Raw genomic sequence first — 22,082 nt, forward strand, 5'->3', positions numbered from 1 at the left:
GTTACATTAAATGTTGGTATTATCAAACTAACCGCAAATGAACGCGGATAAACGCGGATAAGCTACCTGAAAATCTGTGTTCATCTGTGTTCATCTGTGTTCATCTGTGGTTTAATTAGATTAACCAACACAAATTGTAACGGTCTCAACAAACCGAAAGGTATAATAGTACGTTTATCTGTGGTTTAATTAAATTCACCAACACGAATTGTAACGGTCTCAAAAAATAGATGCAGTTTAGTATATCGTAAAATCGTATGAAAATGCGAAGAGTAATAATTTTTAAAATCGTTACGCGTAAGGTCTGGAGGGTCATATGAACCTATGTCAAGTTTGAGTAAGACTATTGAATCATAGAATAAAGTGTTTGCTCATGAGGTTTATATATAATAAAAAAGGATGCACCATCATGCTTTTTGAGCCGATAGAGATAGCAGGATCGCATATCCAAAACAGGTTCGTGCGCTCGGCCACCCATGAATGGCTGGCAGGGGAAGACGGCACACCTACACCAGCCATAGGTGATATGTACGAGGAACTGGCAAAGTACGAAGTCGGGCTCATTATTTCAGGCTATTCTTACGTGAACCCGGCAGGCAAAAGCAGCCAGTGCCAGCAGGGTATCTACGACAACAGGTTCATCGAACCCTACAGGCAGATAACTGAGCGGGTGCATAAATACGGCAGCAAGATAGCACTCCAGATCGTACACGGCGGCAGGCAGGCGCTGGTCACACCCGAATACACACACACACTGGCACCATCGGCAGTTAAGGATTCATCTTCAGGCATAACACCGCAGGCCATGACCGAAGAGCAGATACAGCAGACCATCGAGGATTTTGCCCAAGCTGTGCGCCGGGCACAGGCGGCAGGTTTTGATGCGGTACAGCTTCACGTTGCCCATGGTTTTCTGCTCAGCAGTTTCATCTCACCATACACCAACCAGCGCACTGATAAATGGGGCGGGTCAGTGGATAACCGCGCGCGCATCATTGCAGATATTATCAGGCGAGCCCGGGATATGGTGGGTGAGGACTTCCCTATCATGGCGAAGATGAACGCCACCGATGGCTTTGGGGACAGGGGACTGGATGCACCCGAATGTGTGGATGTGGCCGTAGCACTGGAATCGGCTGGTGTATGTGCAATAGAGGTCAGCGGCGGGATATTTGAGGCAGGGGAAGTGATGTCCGGACCGGGTATCAATTCGCCAGAGGTGGAGGCGTATTTTAAGGAGTATGCAAGGATGATAAAGCAGAGTGTGGGTATCCCGGTGATGCTGGTAGGGGGACTGCGGTCGAGAGCGGTGATGGAGGAGATGCTTGCCAGTGGCTGTGCCGATATGGTGTCGCTTTGCAGGCCGCTTATCAGGGAGCCGGACCTGGTGGTGAAGTTCAGGGAGGGGGCGCAGGAGGCGGAGTGTACTTCGTGTAACAGGTGTTTTGATGAGAGTGGGATCAGGTGTAATTCCAGGTAGATGGGCACCTGAATTCTTAAGACAGTAATCTATATGCCAGATGAGTATAGTGGTCTTGTCTGACCGCCTGATTCCGGTCAAGCATATGATCCATTTCAAGGGTCATATTTTCCTGACCTCATCAAAATAATCGGGTCTTGGAATTACTTTATCAGCAGGGTTGATGCTGCTTGTCTGCCACCAGTAGGTCCTTTTTTTTTAGTAAGTTATTATAAATTATTTATCCATATACAAATATAGTACGCAATATATATGTAAATGTTGCGGTGTGTATTTGCATTAAGTGGTGCAATAGGGAATTAATTGGATATTGCACCAGTTATTAGGATATGGTGATACTGTTCCATGATCCAGTTATGTGCCATCAGTCTTCATGACCCTCGATGACCAGCCATGACTATGAAAATGTTATTTCCTGAAAAAATTCCAGCATTATGTAATTCCATCACTTCGACATCAGTCGTACGACAAACGGGTCTCTTCATCCGCAAGTGTCGGTTGAATGATCTCCTTCCATCGAGGAGAGTTCCATGTCCCGAGTTTCGTATGCATTTCAAAGTAGTTCTGGGGGATAGGATGCGTCCCGATCACAACGTCAAGTCCATACTTTGCCTGGATAAAGTCACGAAAGTTGGTCACACGAGGGCATGGAGGATATCCGACGATCAGTCCTGTGGCGAGGTGTATCACTTCTGCTCCGTTCTTCTTCATCTCCTCCGGAGCGTATTCGATATTTCCACCAGGACAGCCACCACACGCAGTATATCCGACCAGTTTCACTTCTTTATCGTTATAAATGCTGAATGCACCTTCCCGGTTATGGAGCGCCCTCAGACATTTACCTCCGGCACACACATGGTAGCGGTCACATATAATTATCCCAATCCGGATTTCATCACTCATTTTACGTTCTCCGTATCTTTTAATTTTTGATACGGGTTCATATGGATTGTGGTTAATAAATGCTTTTTGGACATAATCTTTCACCCCGGACCCTCTTCCCTCCTAAACCCAAAAATTCGGCTTCAAGAGATATGTTTCAAATTATTTTGAGAAGGGGGATGCCCCTGTAGGTGGGTGCACTCCAAACTGTCCCTACACTATTAGTCCTTGGAGAAAAGGATAATTTAGTAGGCCATCCAGAAAAATCCAGATAACTTGACCGGAACATCCCCTATATCCAAATCAACGTGCTCAATACCGGGCATGCAATAGGTGTTGAATAGCCTTCAAGTCAATGTTCTTATCTACGAATTCTTCGAGGAGCTTTACATGAAATAATTAAATATGAACCGGGATATTTCTATTATACCATGTTTCAAGTGATAATTACACCAGCAGCAGGAAAAAGGCTTATTGCCAAGGCAATTACTCAACATGCAGATGTGAAGAAAGCTCTTTCTTCGGGTACGGTGGTGATTATTGCCGGTACAACAAACGGCTATGTTGCTGAGGAAATATTGAAACTTACTGATGAAAATGATGGCTTTATACGAAGACGGTTTTTCCGAGGAATTACATTACCTCCCAATATTCTAACAACTGACAGCGGAAGGCTTTCAGATGAATCAGAGTTTCCAGGTGATGTAGTTCTCGTTAATGGAAAATGGCAGAAGGGTAAGACCGTCTTTGATGTTATCGACGATTTGAAAGAAGGAGATGTTATTTTAAAAGGCGCTAATTCTGTTGACCTGAAGGAAAAGAAAGCCGCCATTCTTATTGGTCACCCGAAAGGTGGTACTATCGCTATATCGATGCAGGCTGTTATTGGAAGGCGTGTACGCCTTATTGTTCCTGTTGGTCTTGAAAAGCGTGTCACTGGAAATCTTGATGAATTAGCAAAAAGGTTGAATGCTCCTGGTTCTACCGGACCAAGACTGTATCCGGTACTTGGTGAAATATTTACAGAACTTGAGGCAGTCTCCCTTCTCTATGGAGCAAATGCGGAACTTATTGCAGGAGGAGGTGTTTGCGGAGCAGAGGGGGCTGTCTGGCTCGCTATTGACGGGCAACCTGATAAACTTAAATCGATCAAAGGCATAATCGATTCGATTCAAAATGAGCCTGCTTTTACACTTCAGTAGGTAATAGATAATGTCCAGCTTAATTATATCAAAACTGAGTAATTCAAAGGATAGTGGGGAACTTGATATTCATAATTATACCCCGCAGCTCTGCTGTGGTTGGGTGTGACGTCTGCGTGCCTTGAAGCATAAAAGAGAAAGATAAATAAACAGGACATTGGAGGTTAAAAAAAATCATGTCCCATTGCGGGTTAAAATCCCCCCACCTGGGTCTGCTCCCGGATGAAGAGAACCGGAAGTGCGGTATTGTGAGGTGCTGTGCGGCGTTCCCTAGTATCGGCAACCAAAGCCCGAAGCGCAAGCGAACGCAAGGTGGCCTTAGCGATTGGCGACATTCCCGCCGCAAATGGAAGCCTGAGCAGAAAATAATCGCTGGGGTGGTTATCGTTGGGATGGTTGTGAATGCTCTTTTGTGTGACCGAGGGAGGTCTCATGCTGTCCTGCCCGAAATTGAATTTACATCCTACACGTTTCAGGATAAATGAACTCAAAGGAAGGAGAACAGGTAGGCGAGGTATAACCGAATGGGAAAGCCAGACCAATGCAGTATGAGAAGTCGGACGAACTCATAGTAGCCATGATGGTCAAGCTGATGATATACCGAACCTGTGCCGCAGGGTGCAGGGGGCGACGGTATGAGGAGAAAACTTGACTTAACGAAAATCCTTCCTACGGTCGGATTTTCTATGCCTTCATTCCTATGGAATGCTGGTAGCGAAGGGGTTCTGAAGAAGCGGTTTGAGGAACTGGACGGATATGTCAGAGCACGATTACGAAGTTTTCGGGTGAAGAAACGCACCTGGAAGGTCATTCTGTACACGCTCCCGAAACCCGAACTTGAGAGAATGGATCTGGTTTCACTTAGTTCATTACTTAAATAGTCCATCTCCTGCAACGGGATAGTCCAAACGAAAGCCGCTTACGGGAAATCTCGTATATAGGATAAGTGCACCCACTGCTTATATTGGGTGTTTCAACATATTTGTTGAACGTAGGCTGAGAGCGGTAGGCTACAAATCTTACGGCATTGTCCGGCAAACACAGACTACCACCCTCGCTCCTACGACCCTCCGGCAATTTAACATGTTACAGCCCTGATTTAACAGGTGTCTGGCTATTGGCCACGAGATTACGGTTCGTAGAGAGTAAAGGGATATTTGGTCCTCAGCCTATTAAACAATTTCGGGCTGAAAATATGTATTTGAACATTGGAATAGACATCGCCAAAAATGTGCATGAAGTATGCTTTGTAGATGAGAACGGTAAACAGATCGGGAATTTCATGAAGCTTAAAAATTCCAGGAAAAGCCTAGATAAATTCAGGAATAAGATCGAATCCATCTCAAAAGAGCTAAATGCAAAACCAAGAATCGGGATTGAAGCCACAGGAATATACTGGTATTCACTATACAGTGAACTGTCCAAGTATTACGAAATACAAGTCTACAATCCATCTCAAATCAGTGGATTTAGATCTGTGAATATCAGAGTTTCCCACAACGACAAGATTGATTCGAGGACTATTGCAAATATGCTCCGATTTGGAGAAGCTCCAAAAACCGATTATAGCGATAAGCAAATACTCGAGATGCGTGAATACTGCAGGTTCCATTTTAAATTGATAACTATAAAAACAAACTTAAAGAAACGGTTTAGACGGAATCTGCATTTGATATTTCCAGGCTATGATATGGTTTTTAAAAATGTGTTCACAAAAACATCGAGAGGAATACTTGTTCAATCTCCTACACCTGATGACATACTTGACATGGGTACGGAAAAACTTCGTGATTTGATGAAGGATCTAAGCAGAAACCACATTAATCCAGACAAAGCAAATGAACTGATGGAAAAAGCAAGAGACACAATCCCCTCCGAGATAATAAAAGAATCTGCACTTTTCGAACTTCAGATGTTACTTTATCTAATAGAAACTCTGGAAAAACAGATTGAAGAGGTGGAATCTAAAATATTAATTATTTGGGACTCTGTGAAAGACCGGTATTACACACAAACAATTACTGGGATTGGAGATATCAGAGTTGCAACAATCTGTGCTGAGATTGGAAACTTTGATCATTTCAGTCATCCGGACAAGATTCTCGCATTCGCTGGTCTGGATCCTAAAGTGACACAATCTGGAAACAAGGAAATTGTTCGTGGACCAAATAAGAGAGGTTCAAAGATGTTGAGATGGGCATTGGGCTGGGCCGCAGAGGAAGCTAAAAGGAATAATCCTGTTATAGGTTCATTTTTTCAGAAAAAGCTGGATGAAGGAAAGCACTACAATACTGCAAGATGTGCTACAGCTAAGAAACTTGTTAGAATTATCTGGTCGGTTGAGAATAATAAAAAACCATTCCAGATTCCACCCAACTATCTATCTTCTTAAGTGAAAATACAAGCCAAAAATGATACCACCATAGTGGATTGTCACTCGTAGATATGTAAGTAGACTGAGCATTAAAGGAGGGGCAGTGAAATGTCCCACGGTATAATAGGAGTTGACCCATAATAACGGTTGAAATCTATTATTTATATAGCAGTAGCTATATATAAATGGAATACGCGCAACATCCTTTTCATCGTATATCTCGCCTATCGCCGCCCTGCCTTACGATATATTTGCAGACAGGCAACAAAATGCTTGCGGCGTAGCGTACCCGAAGGGCGCAAGCTTTTTGATTGCCTGACTGCCTCAAATGAGGCAGGGCGGAGGTAGATAACGAAAATTGAGTGACAATACAACAATTCCCTTTTCATCGGAATTGAGCCAGGAGCTGTCCTGCCTTCATCTGAGATTTAGTTAATCTGTACAGTATTTTGAAGATGTTGGGGTTAAATATCATATATTGGTGAGAAATAGTTATACTGTGCGGGAGATAATCTTATATAACATGTCTGTTCGCTGGTGTGGGACAATTCAGCATTCTGATCGAGTAACAGGGCTCCACCAAGCAGAGTAAAACCCATCACCAACAGAGAAGAAGTAAATTTTTGGTTTCAGTCTATTTGCAGGCTTGTCGATCTTGTTGATAGCAGTGCAGTTATTGCGTAAAAAGGAATAGATTGGGCTAGAACCCAATGGTGGAGATGGATAAGATCCAAAGTCCTGTTGTCTGGTCAGGGACGGGTGCTGGTGGATAAGAAGGGGATTGGAGTGCACTCCTTCCAGCGGAGAAGGTAGTCTGGAATTGTGAGGGAGATCGCGAAGAAGATAGGGGAGAAGCGCGGGTGATTGGAATTGTTATCCTGCCTTGTGCAGTGATCTATAGCCCAGGACCTGGAGAAAATTCTATACATTCGAATACATATAATTAATTTCTTAATATTTTTTCCCATATTTTTAACACAATATTTTAAATTGGTAATTTTTATATATTTCCATTGAAAAAACAGAAAAATTCATGCATGATCAATTAATAATATATAAATGGCATTTTCAACTGGAGGGAGGGAGATTATAAGAGCTATGTCTAAAATCATATGTTTAAGTCTTATTACATGCTTAATTACGATGATAATCAGCGGATGCATCGATGAGGGAGAAAATGCCAATGGCATAGATCAAAATATCACACCATTTTTCACTCCAGAACAACCAGACTCCTATGCTCCACCAGCCCCAAAACAATTGTTTATTTACCCAAATTCCAGCGAGACCTTTCAATTCTGGGGTTATAACATGACGGTCTCTTATTTATCTGCATTCCCTCATGTGGTTGAAGTTACAATAGGCGGGGTCACAGAGACCATTGAGATCAACCGCAGCACCCCGTGTCTGGGAAGTCACTGCGGCTATTATGCCGTAAAAGATGACATCGATTATTCTCTAAAACCTGTGGTCTGGAGATATAATGAGGTGGATGAGAAGATCTGGTCCTTTGAGACCTGGAATGCCAGTGAATTGTATTTTGAAGCTCATATTAAAAGTATAAAAAGATAGGTTAGGGAGTAAGAGGTTATGAGAAAAATAACTGTTAGTTTGTTTGTGTTCTGTTTGATATTGATCATTGAAAATGCGGCTGCAGTTACTGCAAGTCCGTATCCTTTCACACTTGAGCAGCCGGATGGGTATAGTTTCCAGGCTAGGCAGTATGGGGATGAACGTCTTCACTGGATTGAGACTTTGGATGGGTATACTATTGTCAAAGAAGAAAAAGGTTGGTGGACGTATGCGGCAAAAAACAATGAAGGGAAATTGATTCCTACAAATAACCGTGTGGGAATGGTTAAACCGCTAAGTATAGATATTGAAAAACATGTTACACCGATTTGGAAGCCAGATGACATTATGATTAGAAAATCCTCTCCCAGACCTGTTAAGATCAAGACACTTGATCTAAAAGCAAATGGGGTGTCTGGAATCGCATCTGTAACCACAGAAAAAGTTGTAGTAATTTTAATCAATTTCACAGATGTTTCTCAGGAATCTACACATGACAAAACCTATTATGATAATCTCATCTTCAACGATTCAACTGACGCCAATAGTATGTTTAACTATTATAGGGAAGTCTCATATGATCAGTTAAATATTACAGGTACAACTGGAAGTAAATGGTACCAAAGTTCGCATAAGATGGCGTATTATGGGGAAGACGCTACCGATATTGATGAAAATACAACCCGCAGTGATCCAAATACATGTTATATTGAAAATCTGGCAAGAGAAACTGTTCAATTGGCAGACGATGATTTTAATTTTTCTGAATACGATACCGACTCCGATGGAGTTGTCGATCATGTCATAATAGTACATGCAGGCAATGCCCAAGAATCAAGTGGGGTTTATGATGATATCTGGTCACATCAAGGGAGCATCTGGAATTATTACAGCGGGAGTTGGCATGAAGATGGTGAAATGACTGATGATGGAGTAAAGGTGATCGGTTATACAATGGTGGCCGAGAGCTCTCCCCTTGGTACTTTTGCACATGAATTCTTCCATGATCTGGGAGCGCCGGATTTATATGATTACGACACGGGAGTTGATGAAGGTTTTCCGGTGCAGGATTGGGATCTTATGGCTGGTGGCAGTTGGGCTAACTCGGGTAATACACCAACACATATGGGAGGCTATCTGAAATGGGATATCGATGCTGACCCGACTAATGGAATTAACGGCTGGTTAACGCCTACAACAGTTTCAACTCCGCAAACTGTTGCAATAGACCGACTGGAATCAAGTACAGGAAACAGGCTTTTCAAGGTAGATATTCCAGAAACCAACCAATATTTCTTAATCGAAAATCGACAACAAACTGGTTACGACGCTTATCTACCAGAAGCAGGAATTCTCATATGGCACATCGATGAAGACATGATATCATATCATAATGACATTAAAGACGGTTGGGTAGATTTAAATGATGGACCGCCATGGAATCCTTACTACCGTGCATGGGTAGAAGACCCTGTAAACACTAGTTTAAAAGATGGCGCTGCTTATTCGTATGACGACGGTCAGACCTCATTCAACCAGACCACAATACCAAACAGCAGCCAGAACAATGGTGACCCTACTGGGATCAGGATATACAATATCGGAGCTAAAGGTTCTTCAATGAACGTCACATTCTTCAATACCGCACCTACGGTCAATGTCATATCTCCCAATGGCGGAGAAACGATATCAGGCAATATAAACATCATATGGACGCATAGCGATATCGATCCGACAGATACCCATACCTTTACCATTAAACTATCTTCTGACGGTGGCACTACATATCCCACAATAATAGTATCGGGATTGGGCGAATCGCTTTCGTCGTATGTCTACAACACCACGGACATGCCCGATGGTTCAAACTACAAGGTTCAGGTGATAGCCACAGATAATTATACCCTGCCATTGAGTGGAAATGACTCATCTGACGGCGTATTTACCATCGATAACCACCCACCCGTATTGATTGGGAATCCTACCGGATATCCCGCAGGTCAGACCGCAGCTAAAAACGGCAGTCAAATAACGTTAAATGTCAGCATAATCGAATCTGGAGCAGGAATAAAGAATGCCACAGTTAATGCATCCCAGATTAATGCAAGCTTGATCATACCCCTGATATTTGAAAAAGTGAACGATTACTGGATCAATCAGAGCATCATTGTCAATGCTGTAGATGGAGTTTATTACCTTCCGGTGACGGTTTACGATAATGCTTCAAGTACTAATACCAGTTCAGTCGTTCAGGTTATAGTCGATAACACTCCACCTGTTGTAATTGCAAATCCAATCGGTTATCCTGATGGTTTAAGTGCTGCAAATAATGGTACAAGAATAATCCTTAATGCATCCATATCAGATACATTAGCAGGCGTTAAGAATTCTACAGTGAACGTCTCACAGATTAACAGCAGTTTCGGTGATATCCAATTGACCAATATTAACGGCTTCTGGATAAACGACCGTGTCATTGTAATGGCTCCGGATGGCACTTACTTTTTGAATTTCACAGCATATGATAATGCGTACAATTGCAACGATAGCGCTCAGGTTACAGTAGTGATAGATAGTACTATGCCTATCATACTCAGTGCTGATGCTAATCCATCCGTTATTGAGTCAAACGGAACTGATAATACATTGCTAAATGTCACAGCGATTGATAATGGCAGCGAAATTGCATCGGTGACAATTAATCTTTCTGCGATCGGCGGATTGTCGGCTCAGGTAATGACCAATTACAGTGGAGTATGGCAGTTCATCACAAATACAACCAGTTTCGGCACATTTGAACTACCGGTCAATGTCATAGATAATGCAGGCAATTCCAATACGTCTATTACGATCTTGCTGATCGCAAATGATACTACACTTCCGGTTGTGATTGATACATTACCTAAAAACCTGGCAACTGATGTAACGATTGGTTCCAGCATTACAGCCACATTCAGCGAACCCATGAACAGTTCAACACTGAACGATGCAGCAATAAAAGTGTACAGTCTTTCAAGTGGCAAGATTACAGGTGATATCTTTGAAAATACCAATGGCACATGGAACTCCAGTAATTTCCAGGATTTAAGATATGATGAGGAACTCACAGTTTTTCAAACTCCGATAGATGATGCACACAGAATCATTTTAAAGAATAATCTTGTATATTCAGCCAGCCCCCTAACGAGATACTATCAACTCTATATCTATCAAGGTGAAAAAGTAGCTGGATCTGAAAATTACAGTATTATCGGTTGGCTGGGAGATGAGTATGTTGCAGTAAATGGCACACCAAACAAATTGACAAAGCTAGTTTTAGAGCAAAAGTCCTATGAAACCAAAACATTGCGGATAAATGAGATTTGGGATATGGGAGATGGATATTCATTAGAGGTTGCTGAAATTGATTATTATGACGGTGAAGCATGGCTAGACTTGTATAAGAATGGTGGGCCTTTTAATAGTAAGGTAGTTGATAATCAGTCCTACTGGTGCGTGAAGGATGATATTGCAGGCGAGTCTAAGGTCCCAATTTTTGTAACCTATCTTGACAAGGTCACCAATAATACGATCCAGATAAAGTACACATGGTTAATATCTCAAGATGCCACTGTTATTAATTTGGGCGAATACTTCGGTGTGTTCGAAGTAAAATCTATTTCCAGTGATGCAATTCGATTGGCCAATGATGAAAATGTCTCGCTGAGAAGAGGCAGCGCAATACCTCTGGCAAATGATCTGAAGTTTGAGGTTGAGGATACCCCAACTGTACGATATTGTCTTGTAGGCACAGGTGAAAAAAAGACGGGATTGGTAGGGGATATTTCTTATGACAGCGCCATCAGAACAGTGACTTTTGATCCCGTTTCCAATCTTATGTATGATACAAATTATATTTCATACATTACAACCGTTGCAGAAGATCCGGCTGGTAATGGTTTAATAGAAGATTATGAATGGGAATTCAAGACAATGTATTATACTCCGAGTAGAAATGGCGGGGGAGGAGGAGGAGGTGGCACCTCTGGAGAAGACTACTATAATATTGTCCTTTCAGAAACCGACAGGCAGAGCGTATTCAAGAACTCGCGTATCTCATATAGGTTCGATCTGGAGGGCAACATAGTCAAGCATATCAATTTCACAGCCCTGAATAGCGCCGGTACAATAGCCGCCAAAGTTGAGATATTGAATAATACCTCTACGATGGTGAGCACACCGCCACCAAATGAAATATATAAAAACCTGAACCTATGGGTCGGAAACGCTGGATGGGCTACAAAGAGGAATATTGCCGATGTCACTGTTGTTTTCACTGTAGATAAATCATGGATCACTGAAAACAATATCGATGAATCATCAATAGCCCTCTATCGTTACAGTGATGATACATGGCATGAACTGATAACCAGAAAAATCGCCGAGGATGCCAATAGTTTACAATTTGAAGCTGAAACGCCAGGATTTTCACCATTTGCTGTAACAGGTAAAGGGGGAGAGGGAGAAACAGGAGGAGAAGATATTATTGCAGAGCCTACAGTAACAGTAGATAAAACCCCTGTCCCGACACCAACTGAGAAGAAAGGGATACCTGGATTTAGTCTATTTGCAGGCTTGTCGATCTTGTTGATAGCAGTGCAGTTATTGCGTAAAAAGAACTAAATAGGGCTGTATCAGCCCTTTTTTTTTATTTTATTGGATGTATACCATCTAGATCTATTGTAACCCACTCTTCATCTATAGTAGGATTTGAATTTTGCCAGATTATGACGTTATTTCGATTAATATCAGCGTAATTGATCTGGTCATTAAAATAATATCTTACCACCCAATGCAGTCTTTCGTTTATTAAAGTCACCCCAACGACTTCAGCAGAAATTCCTTTTGCCTCCAGTATTGAAGCAAATGCCACTGAAAAATCCTCACAATCGCCTATAACACCATTTGCTAAATAATAATCGGGGTTTTGCCACATATCACCATCAGGAGGATAATTAAACAAATTATCATCTGTTTGATAATTAAAAACTACTGCACTTCCATTATGTTTCCACAATAAAGCATCATCTGTTAAAACAGTATTTTCTGCATACCATGTTACCACTTCGTTTTCAGGTATAATATACAACGATGCATCTTTTGGATATAAAATATGGTTATTCCAGTTCAACTTTCCCATTAGCCTTAATTCAGTTTCGAATTCAGGCATCTCTATAAGTATGTCCATATTTTCCGGATAATCATCCATACTTAAGGAATTATTAACTATTCCCAGAATTGTTGGGTATCCAATTACTTCACCAGAACCTCCTTTTAAATCAAATAAATGAAATTGAGGAAGATATAGTTGAGTAATGATCACTATCATGATAATTTCAATTAAATTGATGTGATTTATCAAAACCCGTTTTTCAAAGCATACTGTTTTTAAATAATCCAATTCCATTTTGCACCAATCATCATTATTATCATTATGATGATGATTAGTATATTGACGCCAATGTATATAATTATATCTTCTCTATTATGCTAATAATGATGAGGTAAATTGTTTTGAAGACAGTTGTGCGAAATTAGTAAAATTGCAACTATACAAGCAAAATAAGTTTATAAGTTCATCATTGGCCCATAACCAACAGCTACAGCTAACTTTTCAGCATATATAGTGTAAAAAATGTTTGATATCAGATGAACACTAAGAATAAAAGAAGAGCCAGATATAAGTATTCTATTTTGCTCTGAAAATAGCATTTTCATGCTCATGGGTGTCCCGACGGGTCATGAATGCTTATTCACTGTTTCATATTCCCCACACCAGCGCTACCAGGTAAAACATCCCACACAGGACATCAGAAGGTTATACCACCTCATGCATAGCAAAACTTGAGACACACCAATTATTATGGTGCCAGGAGCTCATCCTCATTGGATTCAAAAATGCTGCCTAAAATTCATAACCCGGTAAAATTATATTTTCCAAATCGGGTTATCGATCCAATTCACTTAGTGCCACAGCCGGACATCCAACCTTGTTTAAATGTTCGGCCATCTTTGATGGCCTATCCCCTCCAGGGTGATATACCAGTGTAGCCTCTGGCTTGAGTCCTGTTACCATATCCACAAGCCCGGTCACATCCATATGGTCGCTAATATGTATAGCAGGGTAGTAGTAGTCCCGTCTGCCTGTAAGTACATATTTTTTCATGCTTCCAGGCAGTTTTCCCAGGTCCCATGGCGGTACGATAACCATCCCCTCATGCCTGCCATTGTACTCCAGTATCTCATTAAGGGGTCCGCAGTCACGCATAAGGCCTTTGGTCAGGTTATACCCCTTGCTGTCCATGGATATTGCATCCTGCCAGCCCGCATTGCGTACCAGGCTTACCGCCCGCTGTGCCTTGCCGAAGGCGTAGGCCCCAATAGCTACATTATCACCTATCACCTGCTCAAGCCCACTCACATCGTCTTCGAAATAACAGGCAGGATCAGCCGGGTCTCCGTAATTAGCCTCTGTTACAAGAAAATCACAATCAGGCAGGTGCGACGAATCCTTTACATCCCCTGTGACCAGTATCCTGGTGCCCTGTTCGTTCTCCCATGAAAAGGCAGTTGACCCGATGGTATGGTGGGTGTGGTGAGTGGATACTTCAATTCCGTTAATATCAATGGTATCGCCCAGCCCGAACGTCCTGCCTTTGTATTCCTTGCCAAAGCGGATCTCAAGCGCCAGGGCGGTCTCTTTTGAGCAAACTGCATTTGGGGATAGCATGGCAGATTTGCCATTGTGGTCGGAATGGGCATGGGTAATAAGATATGCATCAGGCTGTACAGGGTCTTTCTTGAATGTCCGGCTGGTGTCAATGGCAAAAACATGCTCATCAAATGACAGGAATACATGGGGCCTGTAGTTACCACGGGTATTGGTTAGCCTTACGGGGGATACACCCATACTTTCTATTATTGATCGAACCATTCTTTTATCCTGCTTTGATAGATCCTAAAACTTATTTCAATGCCTCATTCAGGTCCTTTTACAGCACATCAGGCCTGGTAACGCCCACATATTTCTTGAAGATCGCCCCATTTTTCCCTATCGCAAGAGTAGGAACGGCATGAATACCATATTTGCTTGATACATCCATATTTGAATCCACATCGACTTTCCTGAACTTTACTGAGTTTGCGAACTTTCCCTTTAATTTATCTATGATCGGATCCTGCATCTTACAGGGTCCGCACCAATCAGCATAAAAATCAATCAAGACCACTTTACTCATTGTTTTCCACCTTTTTTTGAGTTTAGGAAAATATAACAGGCACGTCAGGCATTTTTATTTCAAGCGTTAGTAGATCCCATTGTTGGCGTTTTTGCCTTTGTGTCCATTCTACTACCAGTCATAGTATCCAACATTTAAATAGATTATCAACTTTTCACGGCAGGGGAGCGGTCTAATATTTCAAAATCCGTAGAAAATGGAATGGAAATTAAAATCTGGTTCTTGAAGATCAAAAAAACTCAATTCACAGTGTTTTTTGTGATTTATCCGTACATACAAGGAAAACAGAAATTGGTATAAACAATAGGTCTTTATGAATTTCAAACTGGTTTTTTGTTAGCACAATTGTCATCTTGACTTCAGGTGTCCATGTAATTTCCTGCGTATTAACCTCTTCTTTATATTTCACCTCGATTCCAAGATACCCATCACCCTTGTAAATGAAATCTATTTCTTTGCCGGTACGAGTAGTATAATAGAACCACAAATAAGTATTCCATTCCCTAAGATATGGAATTTCCTTTGTCTGGGCAAGATGGTTTTCAACTATACCTTCAATTAGTACATCCTTATTTCTTGATACAATTTCCTTGCTGGCAGTAAAACCGTCCTCACCAGATAATAGCGAATTGATGCTGTAAAAAATGAATGGATTTGAAAAATATATTTTCTTATCACCTTTAAATCTGGGAGTTTTTTTAGTGAAATCGTAGGAACTCAGCACATCTACCAAAAGGGAGTTCTGGAATAGTTCGAGATACTCGATAATAGTCTGGTGTACAATGCCGCCTGTACTTTTCCCTAAAGTTGTATAACTATATCTTGTACAGTATTTTGTTGCAATATTTTTCAGGATATCTTTTGCTGTGGTTTCACTTCTTCGCAGCTTAGAAATGTCTCCGAGTATAAGCCTGATGAATGTTTCATATATTTTACCATCAATATTCCCGGATTCATGAATATATTTTTGAGCCAGGTAATCATTCACAACCAGGGGAATACCCCCGGTCAGGATGTATATTTCGAACAGCCAATCAAGTTCCTCTTTATATGGTAAGGCCTTCTTGATTGTGGAAACGTTAAAATTATCCATATCGATTTTGCTATATAAAATGGCATCCTTCGATTTTTTCAAGGCATTTGCCAGTTCTTTGGATGTGGTGAACTCTGCTATTCTTTCGATGGATTGCAGGGCAAAATCCCTGAAACTCAAGGGTTTGAAGTAGTATTCATTACCTTCCACTCTTCTTCCGGGAAGCCGTTCGGTTTTTTCCTTCAACTTGATAGGATTTGACCCTGTTGCGACTACTATCAACTTATCAATATAATTCCCATCGGCAATGGTTTTTAATTCCAGCACCCAATCCTTTAGATATGTTATTTCATCCAGAAAAATGTATAATGCTGATGATTCCATATTTTGCTGTAGAAAATTTGATACCAGATTATGAAGTTCTTTTCTTGATGAGAGCCTGTCACATGAGATAAATAATATTGTTTGCGGGTCGGTGCCTTCATTAAGCAGCCTAAGGATTGTCTGCTTTATATAAGTGGTCTTACCTATCTGCCGCATACCTCTTATTATGTAAATGTTGCCGCTTTGCAGGTCGATGGGCTTTCTTTTAAATTCTATAAAGGCCTCACTTAGTTCCCTCAAGTGACGGTCATATCTATGGAAGTCATTGCCAAACTTCCACCATATATTTTCCTTTGATAGCTCTTCAAATCTCACATTTGGTTATTACAATTACCAAATGATAAACATTTTGGTAATCGTAGTTACCAAAATAACCGATATTTGGTAATCGTAATTACCAAAATAACCGATATTTGGTAATAGTAATTACCAAAATGACAAATATTTGGTAATTGTAATTACTAAAATAACCGATATTTGGTAATCATAGTTACCAAATTGCAGCATTTTTAGATTTACAGATTCCACATCGAACCTGCATTACCTTAACGTACACCCTATACCCGACAGCAGGTCATTTACCTTCCTGTGGACATCACCTGCATCCAGGTCACCTCTGATGGTAATCCTGATAGTCACACTGGTACTGTCACTGTTAGGGTGAATATAAACATCAATTACCCTGACTGAAACCACACCGTCCACCTGGGAAATGATATCTTTGATGATCTCTGGTCTGGCACCATGTGGGATGAATGCGGATACATCCCGACTTGAGTGGTCAAGGTTGTTCTTCTTCCATTCAAGCAGTTCATCCATATGCAGCAGGCAGGTATTCTCAATCTTGAGTTCGACCTCCCTGCCTCCCCGCTCAATAGTCACCATAAGGGGTGTAACCTTCCTGACCGTGCCAATATGGGTCACTCCCGAATACTGGTGACGCAGTCCCCGTTCTTCACCAATGGAACGGATCAGTTCCTGGAATTCCGATATCTTGGTATTGATCAATTTGTCAGAGCGTCCAAGTGCAGCCTGGGTATCACCGAAATGAACCGCCGATCGCTTTATAATATCCACAAAACCCTGGACATCGTTACTGTTGACCTTATCTGACATGTCCTCGCACACTTTCATGAATGCCTGGTGGACAGCCTTCACTTCCGGGTTCATCTGGATCATGGCATAGAGGTACGGGTTCTGGGCCAGTATCCTGCCTACAAAATCCAGCATAATCTCATAGACCGGGCTCATGAACCTGCGGGAAGCGGGAACGTCAAAGTCAAGTTCTGCCGTGGCAGCACCGATGGAGATGTATGCAAAATGGGTCAAACCCTGCACCACAGCCATCATCCGGTCATGTTCCTGTGGGGTTGCCAATTCGATATGGGCACCTTGCTCCTCATACAATGAACGGATCACAGGCAGCCAGTGTTCACTACGTCTTTCAACAGGTACCAGTATAATGATCTGGCCGTGCAGGTCAGGAATGGTGGGACCGAACATGGGGTGAGTGCCAAGTATCTCAACACCAACAGGTGCATATTGCTGCATAGCATGCACGGGCATGGTCTTGACCGAAGTAATATCCATTAGCAAACTGCCCGGTTTCATTTTGGGTGCAATATCTGCTATCACCTGTTCGGTGAGATCAATTGGGACAGATACCATTACCGCATCAGACAGTGCCAACTCTTTATCCAGGTCATCGGCAAAGGGCACGCCAAGTCTTTCAGCGATATCCTTCCTCTTATTTGCACCCCATACCGTTACATCCCATCCATGTTTTTTGTAGAACCGGGTGAACCACTCCCCAGTTTCGCCTGTGCCGCCAATGATCAGGATCTTCATAGTATCCACTGTAATTTCATCAACTGTTATTTACTCCCAAGTACGTCCCGTACTGCCTGCTCCATCACGCCGACAGGTGGTTCGATGCCGGTCCATATCCTGAAACTTTCGGCACCCTGTAGTACAAGCATTTTGATACCGTCTATGGTAACAGCCCCTACTTTTTTCGCTTCCCTGAGCAGGCGGGTCTCAAGCGGGCTGTACACGATATCGAATATCACCTGTCCAGTATGCATCATATCTGCAGTGATAAGGGTCTGCTCAATGTCAGGATGCATTCCCACTGATGTGGTATTTATTATAATATCAGCATCTGCTGTTAGTTCGGGCAGTTCTTCCAGGCTCGTACCATTTGCATCTCCCACTGACCTGACATTTCCAGCCAGCTCCTGTGATTTTCCAAGTGTCCTGTTTGCTATTATTACCCGGGCACCATCCTTTGCCAGCTGGTAGGCCACGGCCCTTGCCGCACCTCCGGCACCAAGTATCAATACCATGCTACCAGGGATATCCACACCAGATGCTGCTAAAGCTTTCACTGCCCCTATGCCGTCAGTATTATAGCCGACAATGCCGGTAATGCCAGCAATGGTATCATCTGAAAACTCTATAGTATTCACTGCCCCAATAGCTTGTGCCATAGTATCCGGCTCCACGATCCCCAGTGCTTTCTCTTTAAGTGGAATGGTAAGATTGAGCCCACCAAAACCCATGGCTCTGGCACCTTTAATAGCACCTTCAAGGTCATCCGGGGTGACCCTGAACTTGTGGTATTCACAATCCATACCCAGGGCTTTATAGGCAGCATTGTGCATAACAGGTGACAGGCTGTGCTCTACAGGGTCGCCTAACACCGCAAATATGGTTTTCAGATCAGCACCTCCATGAAGTGTTTCAATTCATCTATTCTTAACTGGCCCGGTGCCACCGCATCCTCCACTGCGCCGTAAGTAAGCACAGAACCATAGATGGGGGCCACCACCCTGGTATGGCTTCCCAGTTTACCCATGGCAATGGTACTCACAGGAAAGTCCGCGTCCTGTGTGACCATAAGGAGGGACAGAGTATCAGCAGTGCTGTTGGGGGTCACTGCAAGTTTGGCAATGTCTGCCCCAGCAGCCATGGCCTGCTGCAATGTAGCCGTCATAACACTGGCAGGTGGCGTGACCTTAAAATCATGGGATGAGATTATCAATACCCTGTTCAATGATCTTGCCGCATCCACCACCCTGCTGCGTAGAGGAGCGGATAGTTCCACGTCCACAGCATCCACCCTGGTCAGTGCAGATATAAGCAGTTCCACCCTGGCCCCCTCACTACCGTCCCAACGTCCGCCTTCCTTTAGGCAGCGGTTGGTGGCTATGATGGGCAGGCCAACCCGTTCATGTAATTTATCCAGCAGCAGGGCCAGTTCATTTTTATCCTTTATCCCCAGCAGGTCTATCCTTACTTCAAGGATGTGGGCACCCATTGACCTGGCCTTACTGGCAGTCTGGATGGGGTCAGCGCCAATGGCAGCCACTATGCCCGGGCCCTGCCCAAGGTCAACATGTCCTATATGTACCATTCCTTTGTACCGTGCTATTTGAGACTTTTTATTATTTAGCATGAAAGTACCCTTGGGTTCTTTCATTTTTTGAGCATGTCATTCGAAGAATTTCATGTACGTTTCCTGGAATGGTCTATAACCACAGAGTGCACAGAGAGCACAGAGAAACAATAACGCTCTGTGTGCCTCTGTGTTTGATCTTCTTTGCCATGATCTATTTCATCCAGAATAAATTAAAAAGTCTCTGTTATTTCTCGATAATGGTTTCCTCGATCTTCATACCGAAATGCCGGGCAGTATCCTCATAATTGACCATCACTTCATCTCCTTCCTTCAGGACAGCTACTGAAATGGGTTTTCCGTCCCTGCCGACAAGTTTGATTGTCTCGGCATTCTGGAGTATGGTCTTGACAATATAATCATCTACCATTGCTTCGACAAGCAGCATGGGTCTTCTCTCGATCTTGACCCTTCCAACAATGGCAGGCCTCTGGCATCCTTTGGAATCCACTACCAGCACTTCATCCCCTGCACTAAGTTCTGAGAGGTACTGGGTTCGCTCACCCACCTTGACATAGGCATGGACTGCACCCGCATTCACCCTGAATGGCCTGGCTGCGACATAGGGGCTGTCCTCTGATTCGGAATGTACCAGGAACAGACCGTTGGACTGGCTGCCAACCAGCATACCTTCACCCAGCGTCATTAAGGAACATGTGTCCACACAGACACGGTCCCCCATTCCAACAGGCTTGACCTTGGTGATTGTGGCAACACTAATGGGTATTTCCTCAGACCCGGTCTGCTCTACAGCCTTAACCGTTCTCTTGATCTCAGATAGGTCATCGGTATCCAGGAGCACCCCGTCTGAACCGTGTTCCATTGTCTCGTATGCGACTATGGTCTCTTCTGCATCCCTAACACCTGATATGATCTTAACGTCCAGTTCCTGCAGGGCTGCGATGAGATTCTCCAGCGGGATGACTTTCCAGTCCGTTCCCACCACTATGATATAATCACAGACCTTGCCTAGTTCGGCAGCAAATTCTTCGTACTCTTTATCCTGGATTACTACATATCCGGCTGTGGTCAATCCCCTGTCCTTTAACTGGATGGCCAGGTTGATATCCCTGCTTCCTGACAGGTCATTTGGCAATGGATGTGTGCCGTCGCCTTCGCTGTTCTTACCCACAACAAAGACATCTGCATCCCCTTCCCCATCCCTGACAAAGGCAGCCACTTTTATGCTGCCCAGTTCCCGTACCAGGGCAATATCGTCTTCATTGACCAGAATGAAATCTACTCCGGATTCAAGTCCGGTAGTTATCCTCTGTTTCCGGTCATCCCAGTCCCCGGTATCTGCTTTTATCCATAATGTCTTATCAACGTTCACTTCAGTTCCTCCAGGGCTTCCTCCACACTTGTATTGTTATGCACTATCCTGGTGATTGCCCTGGTCATCTTTGTTGGATTGGGATGTTGAAATACATTTCTACCTATGGCGACGCCCCTGCCACCTGCATCAAGGCAGCCCTTGATCATCTCCAAAAACTCAGCATCGGTCTCGGTCTTGGGACCGCCTGCCATGACCACAGGGACCGGGCATCCGGCAACAACGTCCTTGAATGTGTCAGGGTCACCGGTATAGTTGGTCTTGATCACATCGGCTCCCAGTTCAGCCCCTGCACGTGCGGCATGTGCTACCAGTTTAGGGTCATTGGGGTCAGTAATGTTCTTTCCCCTGGGATACATCATGGCCAGCAGGGGCATACCCCAAATATCACAACTTTCAGCAACATTACCTAGTTTTTTCAACTGGTCTGATTCGGTTTCGCTACCTATATTGACATGAACGCTTACAGCATCTGCTCCCAGTTTGATGGCCTCTTCTACTGTACATACAAGCACTTTATCATTAGGATCGGGTCCAAGGGCAGTGGATGCACTCATGTGGATGATAAGCCCCACATCGGACCCATAACCCCTGTGTCCGTGCTTTGCCATCCCCTTCTGGAGTAGTACCGCATTGGCACCACCATCGGCAACCTTATCTACCATCTTTGGCAAATCTACCAGCCCGGTCACAGGGCCTACTGATATGCCGTGGTCCATTGGTATTATTACCATATTCCTGCTCTGCCGGTCCAATATTCGTTCTAATCTAATGCTTTTTCCGATTTCTGACATAAGTCCACCTCACTGTGCTAGTGTGTAACATAGTAGCACGATTCAATATATAAGGATATCGCTTTAAGTAATCGCTCATCCCATTAGCAACCTGCGAAATAATTATATAAAAGTTAGGCTTTATGAAGATGTGAATCAGGAAAATATTTTCCTGAAAAAAAGAATGTCCTGTAAATTTCACATCATTCGATCTGGACAGATAATATGTGTGATTTACAGGATTTCCACATTTAAAATTTTCTACAAAACTCAAATCGACTTTTAAAACACTTTCAAGCTTGATTTTTTAAGCCT

The 22,082-nt window shown here is 43.0% G+C and carries 17 protein-coding genes; 7 read left to right on the forward strand and 10 right to left on the reverse strand.

Translation table 11 applies throughout. The features are described 5' to 3' along the window. Positions 1–409 precede the first annotated feature (409 nt). A complete protein-coding gene (locus HF974_06550) occupies positions 410–1,480 on the forward strand; it encodes an NADH:flavin oxidoreductase (GenBank protein MBC2697993.1) in 1,071 nt (356 codons plus the stop codon). Between the two features lie 456 nt (positions 1,481–1,936). Here the strand turns inward: HF974_06550 and HF974_06555 are convergent, their stop codons facing one another. Continuing rightward, on the reverse strand, positions 1,937–2,383 hold the full coding sequence (locus HF974_06555; protein ID MBC2697994.1) for a CGGC domain-containing protein: 447 nt from the start codon (positions 2,381–2,383) through the stop codon (positions 1,937–1,939). 410 nt (positions 2,384–2,793) lie between these two features. Between HF974_06555 and HF974_06560 the strand changes: the two genes are divergently transcribed. From HF974_06560 to HF974_06585, 6 genes are all read left to right on the forward strand, one after another. Continuing rightward, positions 2,794–3,564: a hypothetical protein gene (locus tag HF974_06560; GenBank protein ID MBC2697995.1), complete on the forward strand. Its 771-nt coding sequence runs from the start codon at positions 2,794–2,796 to the stop codon at positions 3,562–3,564. Between the two features lie 176 nt (positions 3,565–3,740). Further along, positions 3,741–4,049 (forward strand): hypothetical protein, encoded by a 309-nt coding sequence (locus tag HF974_06565; GenBank protein ID MBC2697996.1) that lies wholly within the window; start codon positions 3,741–3,743, stop codon positions 4,047–4,049. A gap of 150 nt (positions 4,050–4,199) precedes the next feature. Continuing rightward, complete coding sequence (locus HF974_06570; protein ID MBC2697997.1) at positions 4,200–4,445, forward strand: hypothetical protein; 246 nt, start codon at positions 4,200–4,202, stop codon at positions 4,443–4,445. Positions 4,446–4,765: 320 nt separating this feature from the next. Continuing rightward, complete coding sequence (locus HF974_06575; protein ID MBC2697998.1) at positions 4,766–5,956, forward strand: IS110 family transposase; 1,191 nt, start codon at positions 4,766–4,768, stop codon at positions 5,954–5,956. Between the two features lie 1,080 nt (positions 5,957–7,036). After that, entirely contained in the window at positions 7,037–7,510 is a 474-nt protein-coding gene (locus HF974_06580; protein MBC2697999.1) for a hypothetical protein, read from the forward strand. Between the two features lie 18 nt (positions 7,511–7,528). Further along, the gene (locus HF974_06585; GenBank protein MBC2698000.1) at positions 7,529–12,172 is read left to right on the forward strand and encodes a M6 family metalloprotease domain-containing protein; all 4,644 of its coding nucleotides are present in this window, start codon (positions 7,529–7,531) and stop codon (positions 12,170–12,172) included. Positions 12,173–12,197: 25 nt separating this feature from the next. Here the strand turns inward: HF974_06585 and HF974_06590 are convergent, their stop codons facing one another. The 9 genes from HF974_06590 to HF974_06630 all read right to left on the reverse strand — a co-directional run bounded on the left by HF974_06590 (position 12,198) and on the right by HF974_06630 (position 21,788). After that, on the reverse strand, positions 12,198–12,956 hold the full coding sequence (locus HF974_06590; GenBank protein MBC2698001.1) for a hypothetical protein: 759 nt from the start codon (positions 12,954–12,956) through the stop codon (positions 12,198–12,200). A gap of 540 nt (positions 12,957–13,496) precedes the next feature. Beyond that, a complete protein-coding gene (locus HF974_06595) occupies positions 13,497–14,483 on the reverse strand; it encodes an MBL fold metallo-hydrolase (protein MBC2698002.1) in 987 nt (328 codons plus the stop codon). A 58-nt stretch (positions 14,484–14,541) separates the two neighbouring features. Next, entirely contained in the window at positions 14,542–14,787 is a 246-nt protein-coding gene (locus tag HF974_06600; protein ID MBC2698003.1) for a thioredoxin, read from the reverse strand. 244 nt (positions 14,788–15,031) lie between these two features. Continuing rightward, positions 15,032–16,519 carry an ATP-binding protein gene (locus HF974_06605; GenBank protein ID MBC2698004.1) on the reverse strand — a complete coding sequence of 496 codons (1,488 nt, stop codon included), beginning with the start codon at positions 16,517–16,519 and terminating at the stop codon, positions 15,032–15,034. A 225-nt stretch (positions 16,520–16,744) separates the two neighbouring features. Further along, positions 16,745–18,052, reverse strand: coding sequence for a prephenate dehydrogenase (locus tag HF974_06610; protein MBC2698005.1), 1,308 nt, complete (start codon positions 18,050–18,052; stop codon positions 16,745–16,747). Between the two features lie 26 nt (positions 18,053–18,078). After that, entirely contained in the window at positions 18,079–18,924 is an 846-nt protein-coding gene (aroE, locus tag HF974_06615; protein ID MBC2698006.1) for a shikimate dehydrogenase, read from the reverse strand. Then, the gene (gene aroD, locus HF974_06620; protein MBC2698007.1) at positions 18,921–19,619 is read right to left on the reverse strand and encodes a type I 3-dehydroquinate dehydratase; all 699 of its coding nucleotides are present in this window, start codon (positions 19,617–19,619) and stop codon (positions 18,921–18,923) included. Before aroD ends, aroE begins: the two co-directional genes overlap by 4 nt. A gap of 229 nt (positions 19,620–19,848) precedes the next feature. Further along, on the reverse strand, positions 19,849–20,994 hold the full coding sequence (locus tag HF974_06625) for a 3-dehydroquinate synthase II (GenBank protein MBC2698008.1): 1,146 nt from the start codon (positions 20,992–20,994) through the stop codon (positions 19,849–19,851). Continuing rightward, complete coding sequence (locus tag HF974_06630; GenBank protein MBC2698009.1) at positions 20,991–21,788, reverse strand: class I fructose-bisphosphate aldolase family protein; 798 nt, start codon at positions 21,786–21,788, stop codon at positions 20,991–20,993. Before HF974_06630 ends, HF974_06625 begins: the two co-directional genes overlap by 4 nt. Positions 21,789–22,082: the final 294 nt, after the last annotated feature.

It is taken from the genome of ANME-2 cluster archaeon (assembly GCA_014237145.1).
Taxonomy (GTDB): Archaea; Halobacteriota; Methanosarcinia; order Methanosarcinales; family Methanocomedenaceae; genus Methanocomedens_A.